Source organism: Xenorhabdus sp. PB62.4 (assembly GCF_014467285.1).
GTDB lineage: Bacteria > Pseudomonadota > Gammaproteobacteria > Enterobacterales > Enterobacteriaceae > Xenorhabdus.
In genome coordinates this window covers 65060-86303 of the sequence record NZ_NKHR01000012.1, presented here as the reverse complement: position 1 = coordinate 86303, position 21244 = coordinate 65060, and the positions used below count along the sequence as shown (strand labels likewise).

Below are 21244 nucleotides of genomic sequence, written 5' to 3'. Positions count from 1 at the left end.
AGGGCGGGGTGTAGCTTTCACAGAATTCTCTCCAAATAAATAAGGTCAATTCTGCTCCCTCCGCACTCTTGTTGCCAAATAACCGGGCAAATTAGCATTAATGCGATGGTTTATCATCCAGTGATTTGTCGTTTTTATCACCATAGACTCTGGTATATTCATTTGATATTTCTTATTTTATGCTTACCCAAACTGTCCAAAAGTCTTTCTCAACAATATCAGTCTTGTTACCCAACGATTTTTCCATGTGGTTGATAAGGTGAGTGATTTCTTCATCGCTCAATTCATGCAAAATAGAGCGGCCTTTGCGTAGTTGAAAATCTGCTGCCAATTGTGAAAAATTTTTATAAGTGTTACGTTTTTCTAAAAAAGGTACCGCCTTAACTTGTTTAAATCCTACTGTTTTTAGACCATTAATGACTTCAATATTGTCTGGCCTACGTTGGGTTTCAAAATGATATAGGTGAGGGTAAACATCAAAAATATAGCCCCGAATATGTTCAGATGAACCCGGAAGTTGGATATCCTGAAAAGTTCTGTCCTGTAAAATGTACATTCCACCAGCATGTAATAAACGATGAGCTTCAGCAAAACATGTTGTTCTGTTTTCATGGGTTATATGGTGGATAAGCGCTCTTTCAAAAACAATATCCTGACTGTTATCAGGCAAACCAGTGCAAAGAGCATCACCTTGTTTGATCATGACATTCGAAAGACCGTGAGTATTTTCTGCCGTATCAGCTAGCATCTGCTGTGAAAAATCAACACAAGTGACTTTCTTCGCCCCCATTTTTACCCATGCCAGTGAATAAATACCACCACCGCAGCCAATATCTGCAATTTCTTTATCGCGCGGTTCCACCAGTTTTTGGATTAAATCGTACCATTCCTGTTGAGCATCACGGCCAACATAAGTATGTCTGTTTTCTTTAGCATTAAAGTTAATTGGCATAATAGAGATCCCTTATAGCAGCGATTAGTTCATTGCTAAGTTTTATCAGCTAACAATAGGAATTGCACTTAAAGAAACACCTAATCCGATCAAAATAACGCCAATAATTCGATTAAGCACTGTTTGTTTTTCTAACATTGCAGACCTAATTTTTTGGTGGGAAAAGAGAATAGCAACACCAACAAACCAGAAAAGGTGCATTAGAGAAATAAAAATTCCATAGCCCATTTGCAAGCCAATACCGGTCGATGGGGAAACAATTTGAGTAAATATGCTGACAACAAAAAGTGTTGTTTTAGGATTTAATACATTTGTCAAAAACCCTGTTCTAAACGCGGCAATTGAGACAATCTTTGTTGAGTTAATATCAATATCAACTTTCGTTTTTGATGTGAGTGTCTTATAACCAATATAGATAAGGTAAATAGCCCCTATAACCTTTATAGCAAGTAACATATTAGGAGAGTGAGCAATCAAAATACCAATCCCAAGTATGGTATAAGTAACATGCACCAAGATACCTACCGCAATCCCAAATGCCGCCAATATGCCTGCTTGCCGACCATAAAGGTAGCTGTTACGGGTGATCATCGCAAAGTCAGCTCCCGGGCTGATAACAGCAAGAATGGTAATAATGGCTACAGCAATTAACTCTGTCATTATGTCTCCTGATGATTGGTTTTCATATTTTGGTAACTTATTCTCTTGATTTTTTTGACTAAAAAATAACGATTAATTTGCGCTAGAATGATTGAGAAAAAATCAACGATAAAGGAGTGCAATGAAAAACCTTCCTCCACTGAACTCATTACGGGCGTTCGAAACAGCAGCTCGTTACCAAAATTTAACCAAAGCGGCTGAAGAGTTGTTTGTGACACAGGGTGCGGTAAGTCGCCAGATCCGGCAATTAGAAGCGGCTTTGGGGGTTGTATTATTCGAGCGTAGGAATAGGGGGCTTTTTTTAACACCAGCAGGTGAAAAACTTAAGCAAGCCTGCCAACAAGCTTTCGGGCTTTTAACATTAACAATTAATGAACTTCAACAAACATTGCAAACAACGCGGCTGGTTGTTTCTTGTGAGCCCACTATTATGATGAAGTGGCTTATTCCCAACCTGATGAAATTTAAGAAAAATTATCCTGACATTGAAATTCATTTAGTCGCTGGTGGGGGTAATATCGATTTTTCACGAAACTCAGTTAACTTAGCTATTCGTCGAAATGATTTTATTTGGGATAAGCGTTATTTTGCTGAAATCTTGGGAAAAGAATGGATAGCCCCGATTTGTTTACCTGATGCAGAAAACGGTGTTATTGCAAATCAGCCAATGACTTTACTGCATACACATACCCGTCCTGACGCGTGGAATGATTGGATATCAGGCACCCGGTACGTTATCCAAAAATGTCACGAACACTGGTTTGAACACTTTTATATTCTATTGGAAGCGGTGATGGCCGGACATGGCGTTGGAATAAGCTCGATATACATGATTGAACAAGAGTTGAGTGATAAACGGGTAAGCGCTCCTTACGGTTTCATTCCAGATGGTTCTGCTTATTACCTGATATCACCCGATATTTTTGCTGCCAATACACCGCAGACTATCTTTCTTGAATGGTTAAAAAAAGAGTTTAGTGCAACTTATTCACGATCCTCTACGTTTTGCCACTCTCATCGTGATAGGTAAGTGACAGTGTCACTATAAGATCCCGTAGTGACAGCCCAATTCCCACTATAAAGCAGCTTCCTAGCACTATCATGGTTATCGTAACACCATGCTGTATCAGTAAGTTGGTGGCAATAGGGAGTAAAAATAAGATTGTCAGATTATTCATACTTTCTGAAGCTGCCAATATCTGGCCTTTATTCTGTGCTGCCCGATTTGCCAAAATAGAAGTGCTTATCGGAGCTGCAAGGCCAAGCGAACATCCCCATAACATCAAACAACCAAGGCTGAAAAACAGGGATAGAGGCATTAGCATAAATGCAGAAATAGTGATGAACAGTAATACTGTTGCCAGTAAAAGAATCCATTCGTCCCTGACATGCAGTTTCTTCACAATACTTACGGACAGATTCCCTAAACCAAGTCCAATACCGAATGCAGAAACGGATAGGCCAATTGCTCCTGTTCCCAATCCATAATGCTGCCTTAGAACCTCTCCAGCCAGAATAAAAGTAGATACTGCCGTTCCATTCCAAAGCCCTTTTGCAATGAGAGGGAGTATTAAATTGCCTTGATGTACCCATTGAAATGCGACTTTCTGAAGCTCCGCTTTTCGAATATTAATCAGGTCTGGAATATATTTTTTGCTTAAAATGCAGAGTAAAAGACATCCGCTTGCACTTATCAGAAATGGTATCCGCCAGCCAGATAACTCCGTTAAAATACCGGCAAAAATAGGGCCGCCTGCTATACCACCAGTCATACCGAGCATGACGATCCCCATAACTGACGCTTGTTTGTGGAGCGGAAAAATTTCCGCAATTAACGCAAAGATAGTTGGAATCAAAGCGGCTGAAGCAATGCCACCAAAGATACGCAATCCAATTGCGATCTCCAGATTGGGGGCCACTGTTAATGCCAAACCATCAAGGGCAAGAAATAACAGGGATGCTAATAATAATTTGCGTCGATTTATTCGATCAGATAACCAACCAAAAATCGGTGCAGCAAGCGCATAAGCAAAAACATACCCAGATACCAACCAAACCGATTTATCTGTTGTCGTTTTAAATGCTTCAGCCAAAGGCTTGAGCATAGGAGATAACATAAATTCTGTCGCACCAATGAAAAATACAGTAAATGAAAATATAGGCAAAATAACCGGAGAAATGGCAGGTGGAATAGTACGCGATGGCATATTCAAGCCTCCTTTAATAGACCGAATGGGAGTAAAGCTACAATATGACGACATTTACGGCAGATGACAGTAAAATAACCTGTATCTTCTGATGGTTACAGATACCGATATAGACATGACTGGCAGGATAAAACTGAATGGAAAGACCTATAGTTATTGACACCAGAGCAAATCGGTTCCCGATAGGCAGACCTTGAATTGATCGACATACTAAAAGGAAGTTGACCTACGGGAAAAGTTTTCATCATTATTCAGGACGTCTAGTGGTCTGTGGCAGAGTTTGAGCGTTGAGTCCGGGAAACGCCTTGGGCGTCCGCCAGTGCTGAAAGAAGGAACCAATATCAGTGTCGTAGCACGTGAATTTAACACCACACGCCAAACAAATCCACAAATCAGGAGACAACATTATGAAAATATACACTTACCCTAAAAGTAGATCGTTGAGAGTTCTCTGGACTCTGGAAGAGATCGGGGCAACTTATGAATCGGTCAAGGTTGATCTGTTTAATCCGGCTCCTTGCATAAAATCCCCCCATTCACGAGGAAAAGTCCCTTTTCTGAGTGATGGAGATGTGTCCATTGAAGAGACACTGGCAATATGTATCTATATTTGTGAAAAATATCCTTCTACAACATTCTATCCTGCTGAGCCGAAACAGAGGTCCACTATCAACTCATGGTTGAGCTATGCTCTTACTGACCTCGAGTCTCCAGTGTGGAATTTATTGAAGCAGCAAGTTTTCATTCCCGAAAATCAGCGAAACCTAGGGCTCATAGATTACTCCAAAAACGAAGCAAACAGAGCAGTTAACCAAATCAGGCTAAATAAAGGTTACGAATGGATAACAGGCCCTAACTTTACGTTAGCTGATATCTTCGTGACACACACTCTGCTGTGGGCAAAGCTATGTGGTATAGCTATAAATTCAGACATAAAGGATTACATGGACAGGGCTATGAGTCGACCTACATATCTGAAGGCCCAGGAAAGAAATAATCGTTAAAAATGATAAACTGGGCCTAATAGACATAGGATTCAAGTTGTTGATTGATGAAAATTTGGCTGAAAGAGATTTCAGCAGGGATATTCAGGATTGATATCGTCAGGAAAAATAAGTGATAGGCTAAAGAAAAATGGGACAATGGTGTTTTATTGTCCCACATCTCCAATTTGCTAGATAGCTATCTACTCAACAATAGTAGAATCAAAATCAAGTACGTTAATTGGGCCGGCATTTTTTGCTGTATCTTCACCATATGCACAGACGCGCCATGGAGCTTTAGATTTATCCAGATTTACTGGTCTCCAGAAGAAACTGTAATCTGCTTTATCGTCACAATGGGTTGTCGCTTTAGGGCCATATTTGACAAATATACTTCCGAGTTCATATGGACGAGGTTCGGCTGTTACAGTCCAAGCACCATTACCATAATCATTTACATGCAAAGTGGGTTTAATTGATGGTGGAGTATTATCAATTTCCCGCAACATGATTGATGCATCTTTAGTTTTTTGCCATTGACCATCGTTATTCTGGTTAATCACACAAAGCTTGTAGATCCCATCTTTTTCTGGAAGTAACAAGTTTTGCAGCGGATTCTGGCTAGCAAGAGCGGGGGCACCATATCCGGCTTCATCTGCACAATTTACTTCACTGATTAAGCCTGTTTTGTATCGAATATTCTTGACGTTGGCATTTTCCTTGATAACAACATCCCATTTTGCTTTCTCTCCGCTAGTCGGATCAACACTCTGAGATATCCACGGTGACCAGAAATTCGTTTTTTCCAGAATATTGCCACTGCCATTTTGGAGCTTAGACAGGTCAAGTTTACTATCTTTTGTGAGTGCATTCGCAATGTTATCTACAGGAATGAAATAGCTAATACCTTCCTGTGGAACCCCCTTATTGTTCTCAATAATACAAGGTCTGTTACCCCCACAACCCGTTATCCCAGGTTCTGTCGTTGTATTAAGCACCCCAATTACATTTGTTTGACCTTTCTCAAAAACAGGAGAACCGGAGCTTCCACCGGCTATACCAGCGCAGTTAACTGAGAAAACCGGAGACCAAAACCATGGTGAGCCACCTTCATACAATTCTGGAGACTTTCCAGTAATATCACACTCAGATTTTCTGAGATAGGCGTAATTGTAATCAACGTCATTGACAGGAATATGAGTTGACACAATAGGTTGCTGTTTCATCTCAAGATTTTTCTTCAATTTCATCGGATGATAGCCTTTTTGGGCTAATTCACCATAAGTTGTTTTCAGCTCTAATACCGCGATATCTTCGTTCTTCATCGTTGAATACAAGATACGGTTGACTTTAACCGGAGAAAGGTTGTTCTTTTTATCAATGAAGTAATCCGGAGTATATTTCCAATAATCAGGAGCCGGTTGATCAACGGTCACGTCATTTGTGCCTACATTACTGTCTACACAATGACCAGCAGTCAATATCAATGCGGGGGTATTTTTATCAGGTGCATTTTCACCAGCAATTAAAGTTGCAGTACAGTGTGAGTAGCCATTGAATTTACCAACGGTTCTGTATTTTTCAGCGCCGGGATCAGTTGATTTCATTAATGGAGCACCATTATTATTTGGTGCCTCAAAAGGTACAGAGCCATTCAAAGCCAAAGCATTTGAAATTGCTGACAGAGAAAACAAACCGATTAATAGAGTCTTACGATAAGCCATATTTTTCCTCCTTTAGATGTTCTAATGACTTGAATCCATTATCAGATTTAATCATTATCCGATGCTACCGAAGTGATTTGTGCTAAAGCAGATACAAATGGCCTAAAAAGTAAAACTCACTGCCAATCTTTGTCAGCAGTGAGTTTTTGCTATTAAAAAGACATCTATTTTTACCGATCAGAAGCGCCATTTGGTATTCAGGAATACGCCGTTATCCTTATGATTGCCTGACAGAACGCCGTTATATCCCAGTGACAATTTAGTGTTTTCATTAATGCCTAATTCCGTACCTGCTTTGATTACAGCGGAATCACGTGCTGCTGACACACTGTTGACAGTAAACGTTGAGTTACTATTGCTAAAACTTAATTTAGTGTCACGATCTACGTTGCCAAACTGATGTTGCCAACCCAGTTCACCGTATACGCCCACAGTCAGTTCATTCTCAGTCTGCCATTTTTGATCTACACGTAAACCTAATGTAGAGAAGGTCGCGTTTTTCGATTGCTTATGACCATTCAGTGCAGCGGCACCGCCACGTTCATTAATGCTGTCGTTACGGAAGTTAACGTAAGACAGGTTAACGAATGGCTCCAGATTCAACCAAGATGTATTCATCCCATAAGCTGCTTCAGTAAACAATTGACTAGTTTGACCGTTATACTTGGCTTTCAGATTATCGGATTGTTGACCAAAGGCAATTGAACGTTCTGTATCAAAGCGATGCCAACTGTAAGCAGCACCGGCACGCAACGCTAAAGCCTCAATCTGCTTGCTACCGTATAGAGCTAGATGGAAATTGTCACTGCGCGCTGAGGTACTGTAGCCACCTTTCAGTGAAGAACGGGTATAACCAGTAGCTACTCCGAGACGCCAATCATTACCCAGTTCTCTATCTGCACCCAGTAACACACCATAGTTGGATACACGATATCCATTGACTTCACTGTTACCATTCGCGCGTTGCCAGTTGCCCATGATTTGCACCCAAGCGCCGTTTTTATCCGCTTTGATATCCTGTCCAATAGTTCCACCATCAGCCTGACGCAAACGGATATTCAGGGTATCACGCAGATAGCGGCTACTATTGATTTGTGCTGCTGCGATATCAGCATGAATCTGTCCGGTAGCAAATTGTTGGAATGCCTGGCGAGCTTGAGCTGCCGTATCGGACATCAATATGCTCTCATAAACCGGATGACCGAGTTCCAGTTTATCAGCCGCTTCAGCCACGGCGCGTTCGTTCGCGGTCATTCCAAAACTGGCAAATTTGGTGGCATTACGTTTTATATCCAACATCACCCGGGCAGTTTGGTAATTCTGATCAGTCTGGTAACTCAGTTCAGTACCAACAAACAAATAGTTTGGTAGTACGGAAGCAAATTTCCCGTTGATGCCACTGTTTGCTTGCAAGATATTGTATTGCTGACCAAGAAGGCTACGAACTTCTTGTTTTGATAATAAGTTACTGCTGTTTTCCAGTGTAACTTGTACTTCACCACCTTTCAGCGTTGCCAAGCCATTGCTGATAATGCGATCGCCATTACTCTGGTTATTTGGTGCCACTTTTACCAGATAACGTGAACCATTTTGGAAGGTAATATTGCGATCAACGTTCAGCGTACCACTTGATCCTAACCCGCCAGGTGCAATATTGGCTCCGGTATTAGCCATAAGAGAACCGACAGTACCCGTTCCTCCAAGCGTTGCGCCATCATGCACGGTTACATCAGAAGTTATGGCGCCACTGACTTGCAAATGGCCTTGTTCTACCAAAGTCGGCCCTTTGTAAGTACTATTTTTACCCGCAAGTTCGAGTGTTCCTTTGCCAATTTTCGTCAATCCACCGTGACCGGAGATATCATTGCTCCAATTGTCATAGATACATTCAATACTGTTACATGTTCTTTCTACAGTCGTACCTTTTTCAACCAATTCACCGATACCCGGAATATTGGCAATAAACTGGGTTTCAGTATAAGAGCCCGGAATATAGTATTTTTTAGGAATATCATTTTCAGTAATGAACATTTTAGGGCCATCAATGGCATCTTTCAGGTTCAACATTCCCCAGCCATACATGTCATCCAAACCGGGGGCACCCAAGTCGGTAGCCGTGGTTTTGAGGACATCAGAAATTTGCCCGGCGGTCATATAAGGGAAACGTTGCATTAAGACGGCTGCGGCCCCTGCTACATGAGGTGATGCCATTGATGTACCGGTATAAGCATCATAAGTAGGATCGATCGTCAACTCACCATTTTTGAGAGCATCTTCATCGAGTTCCCCATCAACTTTAGAAATAAAATCGCCTGTACTGCTGTAAATTTTTGTCCCTGGTGCGGACAAACAATAGCTGGCAGTATATCCGCAACTCGTTGATGAGACATTAATCTCATTTTCTCTGGTCAGGTTGGCAACGCTGAGGTAGTTTTTCAACGCGTCAGGGAAGAAATACGGCATACCTGCATGAAACCAGGTGACGTTATAGTTATTTGCATTTCCTGCCGCAAAAACAACCAATTTCCCATGGCGCGCCGCACGCAACAAACCCGCGCTTCTGGTTGTATAATCATCGAGTTCTGGAATTGGAGAACGACTTAACCGATCCAGATCATCTTTAATGGGTGTTATATAATTAATGACATCTTGCAGAGTGACTTTATAGTAATCGATCGTACCATCTGGTCTCCGTTTAGGCCGACCGTTCTCATCAGTATAATAGCGAGGGCGAACACCCCAACTGTTATTAATTACACGTACATCGCTTTGGATCATGGCTTCTGTGCGGTTATAATCATTTTGCAAATATTTCCCTGTAATTAAACCCGCATCAAATGCCACACCGTGCATTTCCTTACCATCCCGGTTTGCTGCAATGATCCCTGAAACATGGTTACCATGGGCCCCGAACTCGATATTCCCAAAGATATCTTTGTCATAGCTCCATGGATCTTCCGGGCTCAGAATCTTCAACTTACCTGCAAACTCAGGGTGATTAGTAACAGCTTCATCGAGTACACCAACATTAATGCCTTTACCCGTGTAACCACGAGCATAAGCATAATGAGCACCAATAGCAGCCAATCCCCATTGATGATGAAACTCTTCAGATAGCCAACTGCTTGGTGAGTCCTTTTTACCCTGTTCCTGATATTCAGCCGCAGCCATTGAAGCACTAACAGGTAATGTCCCAAATAATAACGTCATCCACAAAAAGATCGGTCGTGCCGGATTATTTTTTTTCATAAGAGATGATCCATTTTTCAAAAAGTGGCAACTTTCAATTCGCTGTTTGGCACATCGCTCCTTGAAAAGTCCTTATTAATAAAACCGATGATTAAATTACAATAAGCAGGCAGTAGTAGTCCGACCCTATATTTTTCGACTGTCTATAGGGCAATGCTGACCATAATGTTCTTTACCTGCAAGTTGCTATAGCATAATAATTAAAGCTAAATTGCAATAAAAACATTAACTTATTTATAACTAATTCATAACAAAAAACAAAAGTCATCAAATAGAGAGTAGATTTATTGTGCTGAAAAATAATGAATTATTTTTTGATATAGTGAAAAATGTTTAATTTGTTTCCATAATGTAATTTTTATGTGATTTTTTTTGTGTCTTTTTTGAGGCTGTGAGAGCAGTGTTTTATTCTATTGAGTCACTTAATAACCCCGTTTGAAATCAGTAGATGATTTATGGATATTAAGGAGAATGGGGAATCCTCTTTTTAAAATGATTACTCTACATACTAGAGTGTTATACTTTCTGTATAAAACACTATTTTTACAAAGAGGTTATTTCAAAATTTAATATTATTTTGTATGCGCACTAATAAATAATTTAATACCTTATTCAAATATTGATTGTATATTCATATCCACACTTGTTTTATTCGGGCAGATCCGAACAATCTTTAGCATAAACAATCAAGCGCAAACTCATTTTTACATTTTGATAAGGGGCTGATTTTCGCGCCTGCCAGCATAGGCTTTGTTTTATCTTCACTCAATGCACCCTACTATTTGTGATTGTGCCGATTTTGATGCTGCTTGGTTATGGTCAAGGTTTTGTTATGACACCATTGCTCAATGTTGTTCTGGCTTTTGTCAATGTACGATTTGCTGGTATGGCATTAGGAATAATTGCTACTACCAAAATGCCTTTGTTCATAGTATGTTTTACAATATTGTCGCCGCTTTTATTACATTTTACTTGTTGAAAATATTACATCGAAAATAGATGTGCATTATGGAGATATTGAAACGTGATCAGATCATTTACGGAAGCAGATATGGATGCAGTTTTGTCCATTTGGTTAGAAGCTTCAATGAAAGCTCACGATTTTGTAGCGGCTGATTTTTGGCAATCTCAAGTAAAAAACATGAGAAATATTTATATTCCAGCATCAGAAGTACACGTCTATGTACAGGATTCTAACGTCATTGCTTTTTATGCACTTCACGGTAATGAATTGGCGGCTATTTTTGTATCGCCAGATAAGCAAGGGCAAGGAATTGGCAAAACGTTAATTGATGATGCTAAAAAACGAAGAAACGAACTTACGTTATCGGTCTATCAGCAGAACCAAGCCAGCTATAATTTCTATTTGTCGCAAGGATTTTATGTTGTCAGCGAAGAAATAGATGCAAATACAGGGTGTCAAGAATATTTTATGTGTTTAAAGAGGTAAATAAAAAACACATACCATTAACAAATTACGCGTTAAATTTTGTAATTTGAAAGACAACGAATATAGAGGGAATAACAATCAATGAACAAAATTGTTACTGATATCGCCACACTAGAACAAATTTACAGAAAACCTGCGGCTGCTTCTGTTTTTAAAGAAGTGAACTATATTCACCCTGTATATCGTCCTTTTATTGAAGCCTCGCCTTTTGTCACATTAGCAACTGTTGGCCCAGAGGGAATGGATGTATCTCCCCGTGGCGATCAGGCCGGATTTATTCACATTGAAGATGAAAAAACGTTGCTATTACCCGATAGAAGAGGCAATAACCGTATTGATAGTTTACGTAATATTTTGCACGATAATCATGTCGCATTATTGTTCCTTATTCCGGGAATCGGTGAAACATTACGAGTCAATGGCAGGGCGGAAATTGTTATTAATCCGGAGATGTTAGAACGTTTTTCCTATCGTAACATGCTGCCTTGTTCTGTATTACGTATTACTGTAGATGCCGTCTTTTTCCAGTGTGCCAGAGCAATTTTACGCTCTGGTTTATGGGATGTTTCTACCCAACTTGAACGTAGCACTTTACCCAGTGCCGGTAATATTCTCAAAGAAATCAGCAAAGGTGACTTTGTGGCGCTGATTATGATGAGAAATTACCACAGAGGCTTAAAGATACTTTGTACTAACTAGAATGCCCAACTTGCTTATCGCGCATTTCTGAAATGCTGGCACTTTAATCTAATTGAATTTTATTTAACCAACTTATGCTTTGTTATTAAACAAAAATGCCAAAAATACGGTATACTGTATTTTTATACAGGAATTATTATGAATAGAAGGGGGATTGCTGGTGGGGTTGTTTGAGATCAATATAAAATTGTTGCTTAATGCCTCTATTCCCGGCTCAAAAATCTGAGCCGAGGTTTATCTACCTATCAAGAAAGGATATCGTTTATCTACATACCATACTGATAATTTTTACTTTCTTTGCCTATATCTTCACGCACTTGCTTAAGCGCCTTAGCATAAGATTTAAGCAACTTCAGAGTATAGTTAGCACGACTTTCAAAGGCTACATCGCTGCAAGTCAGATCGTTTGAAATCAAATTTTCACCCTGACGGAAAATCAAATGATCAGGCAGGAAACACACATGGTTATTTTTAAAACCGGTCATACGTAATTCACAGAGGGGATAAACGCCATTAACTCCACCTGATACACTGGCCAATAATGCTGGCTTATGACCCAATTCGGCCAGCGAACAATGTAATAAAAAGTTTTTCAATGCCGGAGTGGCCATTCCATGCCATTCTGGAGTAACAAAGATGAATACCTCGCTATCTCTTAAATGCCGTGCAATTGCTTGCCAGGGGTGAGATTCAGCCGATATATCCGTCGTAAAACCATCGTGTAATGGTAATTCTACATTGGAGAGATCAAGGTTCTGTATCTCAGTAAAACCATGTTCACTACTTAATTTCTGCAAATAACGAGCCACACGTTGGCTACGGGAATCTGGGCGTTGACTGCCTGAAATGATAGTCAGTTTCATTTATTTTCCTGTTATTTTTTGTTTATTTCTTAAGTAATAGGGTATTGGTTTTTTCTATCTGACTCCGGGGGATCGAAAGCCAGACAGAAATAATGATGGTGTATGCTCCAAGCATTTGTGGCAAGGAAAATGTTTGTTTTAGAAACAAATAGCCCAAAGAACAGGCGGACAATGCACTGAGGAACCCTAGGAAAGAGATGGTTACGACAGGTAATTTTTCAATTCCTCGAAACCAAACGATATAAGAGAAAACAGCACCAATCAGGCACAAATAACTGTAGCCGAGCAGGTTTGTTATAGTGAGATTGTGTGGCAAGCCTTCTATAAAGACAGCGATGGGTAATAATATTACCCCCCCAAACGTTAATTGCCAGCCAGTGAAACTGAGTAACGATAAGTTGGTGGGGCGATTCCAATATTTAGTCAATACAACTCCTAACGCCATGCAGCTACATCCTGCAAAGCCCGCAGTCACTCCTTGCCAATTTAGGCTAATGGTGGAGTTCAATACTAATAAGCTGATCCCAATCACGCCTAATATTGCAGAAATAATGTGTTTTATTGTCAGAGAAGTTTTTAACAAATAAGCACTTAATAGGATCACAATAACGGGTTGGCAAGCCATGATTAGTGCCGCCGTTCCGCCGGGGAGATATTCAGCCGCAACAAAGAGAAAATAGAAAAAAGCACCGATATTGAGTAACCCCAGTACTGCGATACGTAACCACCAGATTCCTTTAGGGAAGGTACGGCAAATCAGCAGCAATAAGATACCAGCCGGTAACGCCCTGACGGTAGAAGCCAACAAAGGCATATTGGGTGGTAGTACTTCCGTTGTGATGATGTAGGTACTTCCCCAAACAATTGGCGCCAATGCAGTCAGCAAAATGTTCCGAACGACTCTAATGTCTAACATAGGAATTTCCTTCTGATTTATTCATATTTTCATCCTGTGTAACACTCTTTCTCTGTTTACCAACACGAATTTATCATCAATAAAAGTATCTTTAAATAAAGATAAATTAAAATAATAGCCTAAACGATTTTTATCAAGTATCTTTTTGTTGAAAAAAATAAACAGGATAAAAAGCATGAAATATGATCACGTTGACCGATTACTGATACAGTGGGAGCAGCAGCGTCCAGACCTTGATTCATCATCAATGGGCGTCATTGGAAGATTATGTCGCGTAAACAAAATCATTGAGCAACGCTTGCAACATGCTTTCAAAGAACACGGCCTTAGTGCTATTGAGTTTGATATCCTTGCGACTCTCCGTCGTAATAACATGCCAATGACACCGACAGAAATGTATCAATCCGTTATGCTCACTTCTGGAGCAATGAGTACCCGCATTGAACATATGGTGCAAAGAGGGTTGATTGTGCGTATTGCCAATGAAGAAGATCGGCGTAGTTGCAAGATTTCCCTGACACCGGAAGGAAAGGCATTGATAGATAAAGCGGTAGAAAGTCATTTAGAGAATCAAAAAAACATTCTTGAATCATTGACAGAAACTCAACAAGAGCAGCTTGCGACGTTATTACGCGATTGGTTGCTGGCTAATGAATCTGCTAATTGATGCTTTCTGACAGGCTGAAAAAGTAGCTTTATTGAAAGATATAATTTTTTTCACAAAAAGAAATATCTTTCGTTAAAGCCATTCTGGAAGGAGTTCGCCCTGACTGATTTCAGGGCGGAATAAGGTTAATTAAGAGAAGATATTAGAATTTAACGTTAACTCTTGCCCAATAAGTCCGTCCCGGATCGTTGACTTGCGTATTACTTGAATAACCAAAACCGCTATTTCCCGCTAAGTTAAGATGTTCGCTATAAGTTTTATTGAAAATGTTGTCAACGCCAGCGCTGACCTGAATATTTTTAGTCACTTTATAGGCAGCATTGGCAGACAAAATAGCAAACCCTTTACTGCTATTAAAATCTTTGCCTACAACGTTACCTTCATTGATGGCGACCCTGTGCTGGCTGTTAACCAAACGCAGCAAACTACTGCTAGTCCAATCCCCATGTTCCCAAGTCAGACCGAATCGCGCTTCCAAAGGTGGAGTTTGTGGCAGAGGACGATTATTTGTCGTATTTTGTGCCCAGGAATACGCTAAGCTTGCATCCGTTTTCCAATGGTCGTTCAACTGATAAGCAACTCCCATTTCTCCACCCATAATAGTGGCATCGATATTATGGGCTTGGTTATTACGATTCTTCTCGCCATAACGGAACAAGATAAAGTCATTCACTTTACCCACATAAGCCGATACCCAACCTTTCAGGTATTGATCATTATATTGCGCACCGATATCCAATTGGGTTGTTTTTTCGGCCTTGATATTAGTGAAAGCATCTTCTCCGGCTTTGCCAGAAAACAACTCCCAGTAATCAGGGAAACGTTCGGTATAACCAACGCCAGCATAAAACATGACGGGAACATCTTTCAGGTTATGCTCAAACCGAATAAATCCAGCGGGAAGGGTATCTTTGCGTTCTTGTTGAGCCTTATAATTATATGCCGCAACACGATCTAAACGTGCTCCGCCAATAACCTTACTTTGCTCAGTCGCATCCCACGTTAATTCACTGAAAATGCCATAATCGCTGAAACGCGCGTTTTTACGCCAGCCGATTCTTTCCTCTTCTTTCATAGCGCGATCGGTATTAGTCCGATGCGTGTTCGTTTGCATATCTACGCCGCTTTGCAATTTGAAATCTTCCCAAATCCAGGTTCCTATCATGCGGCCGCCCATCGTAAGGCGATCTGGCTCTGAAGCCATTTTATGTTCTGAATGGCGTAGGGAATAAGTATCCATCACATGGTCGGTGTAGTTGTAATAAAAATTAGTTTCGAATTTGTCAAATACTTCACCAATATTGGATTTCTCAAAACGTACCCCAAAACTTTTACGCTTAAATTGGGAGCCATCCATCATACGAGTGGCATAGCGCGCTTCGCCATCACCTTGTCCAGCATTTAATTCCAGCAAGGTATTTTCATCTGGCGTCCAACCTAATGCGACATCGGCATTCCATTTATCCCAACGTGAAGGTACGCGATGACCATCACCGTCTTTGTAGTCATTAGAGCGGGATTTATTACCAATCATACGGATATAACCCCGTTCATTCCCTAAACTGAGGTCGGCATTACCATCCCAACGCCCATTGGAACCGACAACGGTACTGATATTACCTTGGGTACCAAATTGTTCAAATTGAGGGCGGGTACGTTCAAAACGAATAGTGCCCGCAGAGTTACCCGGTCCCCAAAGTACAGTTTGTGGACCTTTCACTAAACTGAGAACATCATAGTTTTCCGGTGAAATATAAGAACTGGGTGCATCCATACGTCCGCCACAGGAGCCGAGAATTTCGCCGTCATCAATCAGCATTCGCAAACGAGAACCAAACATGCCACGGAATACAGGATCGCCGTTAGTGCCGCCATTACGGATCTGAGAAAAACCGGGAATGGTTTTCAGATAATCAGAACCATCACTGGCAGGGACTGGCTGACGCGGTGTTTTGAGTGAAGTCGCCACTTCAAGCGGGGAAATAGCCGGAGCCGTTACGATGATGACAGACTCTCTATCATTAACATCATGCGTTTCTTTTATCTCTTTGGCGTAATTTTCGCTGGCAGCCATGCCACTGATTGGTAGGGCGAGGGCAATAGCCAAAGCGGTTGTCAGAGGTGATATACGGAACAATTGTGTAGTAGACATAAAAAAATATTCCTTAATTAGTCACAAATTCTGTTTTTGGAATTTGTTTAAAACAATACCGAATTGCCTTACAAACAAAACAAAGCAAGAAAAATAAAATTTTTTATTTCAATTAAGTGGACTAATTAAGGGGTGGAGCGCGGGGTTGTGATTCTCCGTAGAATAACCGGATGATTGGTCCAGTGAAGCGTGGTGCTGGTGGCGCACGGGATACGGTTAGCATCAGCAGGATGAAAGGAATAAAACCCCCTGCCAATAATGGCAGGTTAATCAGAAGCTGACAGTAACCACAAGCGATATCATCCATCAATCCCATATGGATATGATCAGCACCATGATGATTCATGGAGTGTGATGTTTGATGATAACTGCTGTTGTGGCTGTTTTGCATGTCAGGCATAGACATGCTGTGGTTCATTTCGCTTTTTATATCATCACGATGGTGCTCCAGCGTTTTTGATACCACTGGCGCGATGAACAGCATCAAAATCGCCAATAAGGCGATAAAGGCAGGTGTTCGGCGTTGTGATAGATGAAAAAGCGATAACAAGCTAATGATCCAGAGCAATATCCATGATTGGGCGCCAATATTACTGCATTTTTGATTGAGTTGTTAAAATATTTTTTGGATTAGTATGTTAGTGTGAGTTGGTTGTATTAAATAATTAATTATAACCCCAGAGTAATAATTACTTAATCTGGGGTTATAGGATCAATGTCTTATAGAATCAACATCATGGTAAACCATACGGCAGAGTTCCACCGGCACCTTCCCCAAGCCATATTCCATTAATCCAAGTTCCATTGCACCACATGTCTAATTTTTGTCCTGTTAGCATAGCTGTTTGTGCTATAGAGAAGAAAGCAGGGCCGGCAGGTTCAGAATACCTTACATCGGTCAGTACAATTCTTCCTGGCTTTTCTTGTTCTTTTTCAGATCGAAATACCAATGCAATGTGGTCATCTTTGTCACTATCATGATAATAGCCTATGGCTACTCCAGTGATATATCCTGTATAAGTGCCTACGGTTTTGCACTTAAGATCATCCCAAGACCACGCATGTACTGTTGGTGAAACAAATAAAAACAATAATGAAATTAAGTAACCTATTTTTATTATGCGTGAATTTATTTTCATTTCATAACTCCTTTGAATTTATTATCTTTCATTATTAGATGGAAGCTAATTAACAGGTTTTATAAAATTCATGTTTTAATACTTTATTTTTTTAATTATTCCATTGGTTTTTTAGTTAAAAATAGCCATTATTCTTGCAACTAATGGATAAGTTATTTTTGGTGAATTACACATCTGATATAGTTCTTTAATTACTTCAGGTTGCTCTGCAATTTCTTCACTACTCAGGCACATTCTGGCTACTATTTCTTCTTGAGGTGAAATTTGTATGTCATGTATACTAAAAGCATCTTCTTCATCATTAAATTGCACTAAATCTTCAATATAGTCAAATGTATTGTTTCTATACATAAGTCTGGGGGTTAAGCTATCATTCAATGATATGTAATAAATCTCTGGAGAATACCAAGGTATATTATTACCAAATAACCTAATCTCTGAGTTATCAGGAACAAAGCCAAGGGCATATCCAAAATGTCTAATTAGTAATATATACATATATCTTCTTACCGCTTCTCCACGGTTATGAGTATCTCTAAATGTTCTCATTATAAGTTCCATCCTGTCTTCATTCATTTCAACGAGGTAATTATCAATATATATACCGTATTGGTTAACAAGACCATAATTATCGAAAACAATGGAATTTATATTTTCAGTCTGTGGAATATAGGATATTGCAGGTTCAGTACCGGCTCTTCCGGCTATCATATTTAGTGATGAAGAATGCCCGATAAAAAAGTTTGCTTGTTCTCCTGGACGGACACGCCTAATATCTAACTGAGGATACACGTTACGGATAAATGTTCTCCAAAAATCCACAGCTAAATCAATTTGATCTGAATAATCAATCAGATGAGTGGCTTCATCAAATTCAACACGAACCACAGCACTTCCAGAGGGTACACTATAAATAATCCTCCCATTATAGGCTTCTACAGGATTATACATACGCTCACCACCAAATTGGGTTGTAATAGCTCTGTACTTAACTATTTCATTAGCATAGACATAAGAACCTTTGGAGATAAAAAACAAGCCAACTAATAATATGAAAAACAAATATCTTAAGTGAATTTTCTTATTCATAACATTCACCCTGTTTAATTTTGACTATTTAATTCCTATGAATTTTATGTAAAGAATTATCCTATCATACTTGCAAGTAACATTGATATATATATTTGGATTAATCTGGTTCATTTAATGATGTTCTTGATTTAATTACCAGGTTAAATAAAATAATTATTTTTGATTACTGTGTAACTTTGTGAAATTAAATTCATTCAACTATAAATAGAGGATGATAATATTTAATACCTGAAAAATATTATTAACTTAACTAAATTATTAATTCTTTAATTCATTCAAAAACAAACCAAGAATTGCATTATTTCGTTTGCCCTTACGTGTCACTATTGAAATTTTAGAGTCATAATAAATTTGCTCTGGCGCTAATGCTTTCATTAAATTTTTTTCCACCCAAAAATGGGCGTAATGATCTGGAAGAAAACCAACAAACTTACCAGTTAAGATTAAAAACGCGATACCTTCACGATCAGACGCCGTCGCCGCGCTGTTCAGCAACTTATGATGACTCATCGCTTCTGTACTTATTCGATAGCTGGGAATAACTGCATCCAGTTGATTTAACTTGCTATAATCAAAACTATCTATGTTTGAAAACATAATATTTTCCCGCGTAACTGTTTATGCATTTGATTCACATGCTGGCGGAATTCTTCAATGGATGCCATCATCGTTTCACTGGCCCGCAGAGTTTCTTGGCCCTCATCCGTTAAAGAGAATCCGGCACGACCTCGCTAACATAATCGCATGCCTAAACGTTTTTCCAAGTCCCCTATATGTAAGCTAATTGCTGATCGTGTAATTCCGAGCAAACTTTCGGCTGCGGAAAAACTGCCACATTCTGCGGCAATCTTAAAAACACGCAATAATTTCAAATCAAAATCAGATACTTGCCTAAGCGTTATTAGTTTCATTTACGTAAGTAAACTCATAACGAATGATTCGATAAATGAGATTTAACTTGAATGTAGTTTCATTGCAAACTCTTTGTTACAACTTTGCGCGAGGAGTTAAAAAATGTCAGATAGCAATTATTTTCAAACACTGAACTTTAAAGCTCATTGGATGCCATTCAGTGCTAATCGTCATTTTCAACAAGATCCACGTTTAATTGTCTCAGCAGAGGGAAACTGGTTGGTCGATGATCAAGGCAGACGTATCTATGACAGCTTATCAGGATTATGGACATGTGGGGCAGGTCATTCACGCACTGAAATCCGTCAGGCTGTTTCTGAACAATTAGGTACGTTGGATTACTCTCCCGGATTCCAATATGGTCACCCTTTGTCATTTAAGCTGGCAGATAAAATTGCCGGTCTTATGCCCGGTGATTTAAATCATGTCTTTTTTACCAGTTCAGGCTCAGAAGCTGCCGATACCGCAGTAAAAATAGCGCGTGCTTACTGGCGCATCAAAGGGCAATCTTCCAAAACTAAACTGATTGGAAGGGCACGAGGCTATCATGGTGTAAATATCGCGGGTACCAGCCTTGGTGGTATTGGTGGCAACCGCAAGATGTTTGGTCAGTTTATGGATGTAGACCATCTACCACATACATTACAGCCCAATATGGCCTTTACCAAAGGAATGCCATCGACTGGTGGCCCTGAACTGGCCGATGAATTGCTAAAACTGATTGAATTACATGATGCCAGTAATATTGCCGCCGTTATCGTCGAACCGATTGCCGGATCTGCCGGAGCGATTATTCCGCCACAAGGTTATTTACAACGTCTGCGGGAAATCTGTACTCAACACGATATCCTGTTAATTTTTGATGAAGTGATTACCGGCTTCGGGCGTTTGGGAAGTTGGAGTGGCTCCGAATATTTCGGTGTAACGCCGGATATTCTCAATTTCGCGAAACAAGTTTCCAACGGCGCCATTCCCTTGGGTGGTGTTGTGGCATCCAGCGAGATCTACGATACCTTTATGTCACAGTCTCTACCCAGTTATATGATTGAGTTCAGCCACGGTTATACCTATTCGGCCCATCCCGTTGCTTGTGCAGCAAGTTTGGCATCATTAGAACTGTTGGAAAAAGAGAACTTATTGCAACAAGCTGCCGAATTGGCCCCACATTTCGGACAAGCATTACATGAGCTTAAACACTGCCCAAATATCGTAGACATTCGTAACTGTGGGCTGGTGGGCGCAATTCAAATTGCTCCACGGGAGGGTGATGCGGTTATCCGGCCTTTTGAGGCAGGTATTGCATTATGGAAAGCAGGCTTTTATGTTCGCTTTGGTGGTGACACATTACAGTTTGGCCCAATGTTCAATGCCAAAATGGACGATATTCATCGTTTATTCGATGTTGTGGGTGATGTTTTGCACCAAATTAAATAAAGGAAGTACCCAAAAGCCGGGCGTTGGGTATTTGGTGATTCTTCCGCTATGCACGATGAACTGGTTGAATTAGTTGCCAAAGGTATAAAAACAGCAACAACTTGTTATATTTTCGATAGAGCAGAAATCAAAGCCGCATTATCGC

At 40.1% G+C, this 21244-nt stretch carries 19 protein-coding genes and 1 pseudogene; 6 read left to right on the top strand and 14 right to left on the bottom strand.

All coding sequences use genetic code 11. The features are described 5' to 3' along the window. Positions 1-172: 172 nt before the first annotated feature. Positions 173-952 (bottom strand): class I SAM-dependent methyltransferase, encoded by a 780-nt coding sequence (locus Xenpb_RS11700; RefSeq protein WP_187654482.1) that lies wholly within the window; start codon positions 950-952, stop codon positions 173-175. Positions 953-997: 45 nt separating this feature from the next. Further along, on the bottom strand, positions 998-1612 hold the full coding sequence (locus tag Xenpb_RS11695; protein ID WP_187654481.1) for a LysE family translocator: 615 nt from the start codon (positions 1610-1612) through the stop codon (positions 998-1000). 121 nt (positions 1613-1733) lie between these two features. On the opposite strand from Xenpb_RS11695, the gene Xenpb_RS11690 reads away from it, so the two are divergent. Continuing rightward, on the top strand, positions 1734-2642 hold the full coding sequence (locus tag Xenpb_RS11690) for a LysR family transcriptional regulator (protein ID WP_187654480.1): 909 nt from the start codon (positions 1734-1736) through the stop codon (positions 2640-2642). On the opposite strand, the gene Xenpb_RS11685 is transcribed toward Xenpb_RS11690, so the two are convergent. Beyond that, the gene (locus Xenpb_RS11685; RefSeq protein WP_187654479.1) at positions 2611-3819 is read right to left on the bottom strand and encodes an MFS transporter; all 1209 of its coding nucleotides are present in this window, start codon (positions 3817-3819) and stop codon (positions 2611-2613) included. The genes Xenpb_RS11690 and Xenpb_RS11685 overlap by 32 nt on opposite strands. Positions 3820-4226: 407 nt before the next feature. Here Xenpb_RS11685 and Xenpb_RS11680 point away from each other — a divergent pair, with 407 nt between their 5' ends. Continuing rightward, a complete protein-coding gene (locus Xenpb_RS11680) occupies positions 4227-4823 on the top strand; it encodes a glutathione S-transferase family protein (protein WP_187654478.1) in 597 nt (198 codons plus the stop codon). 16 nt (positions 4824-4839) lie between these two features. Here Xenpb_RS11680 and Xenpb_RS11675 read toward each other — a convergent pair whose 3' ends face one another. The 3 genes from Xenpb_RS11675 to Xenpb_RS11665 all read right to left on the bottom strand — a co-directional run bounded on the left by Xenpb_RS11675 (position 4840) and on the right by Xenpb_RS11665 (position 9775). After that, positions 4840-4983 (bottom strand): hypothetical protein, encoded by a 144-nt coding sequence (locus tag Xenpb_RS11675; RefSeq protein ID WP_187654477.1) that lies wholly within the window; start codon positions 4981-4983, stop codon positions 4840-4842. 22 nt (positions 4984-5005) lie between these two features. Beyond that, a complete protein-coding gene (locus Xenpb_RS11670) occupies positions 5006-6526 on the bottom strand; it encodes a serine protease (RefSeq protein ID WP_187654476.1) in 1521 nt (506 codons plus the stop codon). A 177-nt stretch (positions 6527-6703) separates the two neighbouring features. Beyond that, positions 6704-9775, bottom strand: coding sequence for an autotransporter domain-containing protein (locus Xenpb_RS11665; protein ID WP_187654475.1), 3072 nt, complete (start codon positions 9773-9775; stop codon positions 6704-6706). A 1051-nt stretch (positions 9776-10826) separates the two neighbouring features. On the opposite strand from Xenpb_RS11665, the gene Xenpb_RS11660 reads away from it, so the two are divergent. Together Xenpb_RS11660 and Xenpb_RS11655 are read left to right on the top strand one after the other, a co-directional pair. Beyond that, positions 10827-11225 (top strand): GNAT family N-acetyltransferase, encoded by a 399-nt coding sequence (locus Xenpb_RS11660; RefSeq protein WP_222942956.1) that lies wholly within the window; start codon positions 10827-10829, stop codon positions 11223-11225. 81 nt (positions 11226-11306) lie between these two features. Then, positions 11307-11920 (top strand): annotated as a pseudogene (locus Xenpb_RS11655) (pyridoxamine 5'-phosphate oxidase family protein). 270 nt (positions 11921-12190) lie between these two features. Here Xenpb_RS11655 and Xenpb_RS11650 read toward each other — a convergent pair. Together Xenpb_RS11650 and Xenpb_RS11645 are read right to left on the bottom strand one after the other, a co-directional pair. After that, complete coding sequence (locus Xenpb_RS11650) at positions 12191-12787, bottom strand: NADPH-dependent FMN reductase (RefSeq protein WP_187654473.1); 597 nt, start codon at positions 12785-12787, stop codon at positions 12191-12193. Positions 12788-12809: 22 nt separating this feature from the next. Next, entirely contained in the window at positions 12810-13703 is an 894-nt protein-coding gene (locus Xenpb_RS11645; protein ID WP_187654472.1) for an EamA family transporter, read from the bottom strand. A gap of 175 nt (positions 13704-13878) precedes the next feature. On the opposite strand from Xenpb_RS11645, the gene Xenpb_RS11640 reads away from it, so the two are divergent. Further along, on the top strand, positions 13879-14370 hold the full coding sequence (locus tag Xenpb_RS11640; protein WP_187654471.1) for a MarR family winged helix-turn-helix transcriptional regulator: 492 nt from the start codon (positions 13879-13881) through the stop codon (positions 14368-14370). 142 nt (positions 14371-14512) lie between these two features. On the opposite strand, the gene Xenpb_RS11635 is transcribed toward Xenpb_RS11640, so the two are convergent. The 6 genes from Xenpb_RS11635 to Xenpb_RS20310 all read right to left on the bottom strand — a co-directional run bounded on the left by Xenpb_RS11635 (position 14513) and on the right by Xenpb_RS20310 (position 19664). Then, positions 14513-16522, bottom strand: a complete 2010-nt coding sequence (locus tag Xenpb_RS11635) for a TonB-dependent copper receptor (RefSeq protein ID WP_187654470.1) — start codon at positions 16520-16522, stop codon at positions 14513-14515. Between the two features lie 121 nt (positions 16523-16643). After that, the gene (locus Xenpb_RS11630; RefSeq protein WP_255523123.1) at positions 16644-17072 is read right to left on the bottom strand and encodes a DUF2946 domain-containing protein; all 429 of its coding nucleotides are present in this window, start codon (positions 17070-17072) and stop codon (positions 16644-16646) included. 184 nt (positions 17073-17256) lie between these two features. Beyond that, on the bottom strand, positions 17257-17661 hold the full coding sequence (locus Xenpb_RS11625) for a hypothetical protein (RefSeq protein ID WP_187654469.1): 405 nt from the start codon (positions 17659-17661) through the stop codon (positions 17257-17259). Between the two features lie 111 nt (positions 17662-17772). Beyond that, positions 17773-18750 carry a hypothetical protein gene (locus Xenpb_RS11620; RefSeq protein ID WP_187654468.1) on the bottom strand — a complete coding sequence of 326 codons (978 nt, stop codon included), beginning with the start codon at positions 18748-18750 and terminating at the stop codon, positions 17773-17775. 261 nt (positions 18751-19011) lie between these two features. Then, positions 19012-19350 (bottom strand): hypothetical protein, encoded by a 339-nt coding sequence (locus Xenpb_RS20315; RefSeq protein ID WP_304952552.1) that lies wholly within the window; start codon positions 19348-19350, stop codon positions 19012-19014. 134 nt (positions 19351-19484) lie between these two features. Next, the gene (locus Xenpb_RS20310; RefSeq protein ID WP_304952551.1) at positions 19485-19664 is read right to left on the bottom strand and encodes a LysR family transcriptional regulator; all 180 of its coding nucleotides are present in this window, start codon (positions 19662-19664) and stop codon (positions 19485-19487) included. A gap of 103 nt (positions 19665-19767) precedes the next feature. On the opposite strand from Xenpb_RS20310, the gene Xenpb_RS11610 reads away from it, so the two are divergent. Next, a complete protein-coding gene (locus Xenpb_RS11610) occupies positions 19768-21099 on the top strand; it encodes an aspartate aminotransferase family protein (protein WP_187654467.1) in 1332 nt (443 codons plus the stop codon). The last annotated feature ends 145 nt before the right edge of the window (positions 21100-21244 follow it).

Bases quoted from the DNA above. Each gene is read 5' to 3' on its own strand.
- Xenpb_RS20315 (WP_304952552.1), bottom strand. From the start codon at position 19,350: ATGTTTTCAAACATAGATAGTTTTGATTATAGCAAGTTAAATCAACTG.
- Xenpb_RS11645 (WP_187654472.1), bottom strand. From the start codon at position 13,703: ATGTTAGACATTAGAGTCGTTCGGAACATTTTGCTGACTGCATTGGCG.
- Xenpb_RS11670 (WP_187654476.1), bottom strand. From the start codon at position 6,526: ATGGCTTATCGTAAGACTCTATTAATCGGTTTGTTTTCTCTGTCAGCA.
- Xenpb_RS11695 (WP_187654481.1), bottom strand. From the start codon at position 1,612: ATGACAGAGTTAATTGCTGTAGCCATTATTACCATTCTTGCTGTTATC.
- Xenpb_RS20310 (WP_304952551.1), bottom strand. From the start codon at position 19,664: ATGAAACTAATAACGCTTAGGCAAGTATCTGATTTTGATTTGAAATTA.
- Xenpb_RS11610 (WP_187654467.1), top strand. From the start codon at position 19,768: ATGTCAGATAGCAATTATTTTCAAACACTGAACTTTAAAGCTCATTGG.
- Xenpb_RS11640 (WP_187654471.1), top strand. From the start codon at position 13,879: ATGAAATATGATCACGTTGACCGATTACTGATACAGTGGGAGCAGCAG.
- Xenpb_RS11685 (WP_187654479.1), bottom strand. From the start codon at position 3,819: ATGCCATCGCGTACTATTCCACCTGCCATTTCTCCGGTTATTTTGCCT.
- Xenpb_RS11675 (WP_187654477.1), bottom strand. From the start codon at position 4,983: ATGTGGGACAATAAAACACCATTGTCCCATTTTTCTTTAGCCTATCAC.
- Xenpb_RS11650 (WP_187654473.1), bottom strand. From the start codon at position 12,787: ATGAAACTGACTATCATTTCAGGCAGTCAACGCCCAGATTCCCGTAGC.
- Xenpb_RS11680 (WP_187654478.1), top strand. From the start codon at position 4,227: ATGAAAATATACACTTACCCTAAAAGTAGATCGTTGAGAGTTCTCTGG.
- Xenpb_RS11660 (WP_222942956.1), top strand. From the start codon at position 10,827: ATGGATGCAGTTTTGTCCATTTGGTTAGAAGCTTCAATGAAAGCTCAC.
- Xenpb_RS11635 (WP_187654470.1), bottom strand. From the start codon at position 16,522: ATGTCTACTACACAATTGTTCCGTATATCACCTCTGACAACCGCTTTG.
- Xenpb_RS11690 (WP_187654480.1), top strand. From the start codon at position 1,734: ATGAAAAACCTTCCTCCACTGAACTCATTACGGGCGTTCGAAACAGCA.
- Xenpb_RS11620 (WP_187654468.1), bottom strand. From the start codon at position 18,750: ATGAATAAGAAAATTCACTTAAGATATTTGTTTTTCATATTATTAGTT.
- Xenpb_RS11700 (WP_187654482.1), bottom strand. From the start codon at position 952: ATGCCAATTAACTTTAATGCTAAAGAAAACAGACATACTTATGTTGGC.
- Xenpb_RS11625 (WP_187654469.1), bottom strand. From the start codon at position 17,661: ATGAAAATAAATTCACGCATAATAAAAATAGGTTACTTAATTTCATTA.
- Xenpb_RS11665 (WP_187654475.1), bottom strand. From the start codon at position 9,775: ATGAAAAAAAATAATCCGGCACGACCGATCTTTTTGTGGATGACGTTA.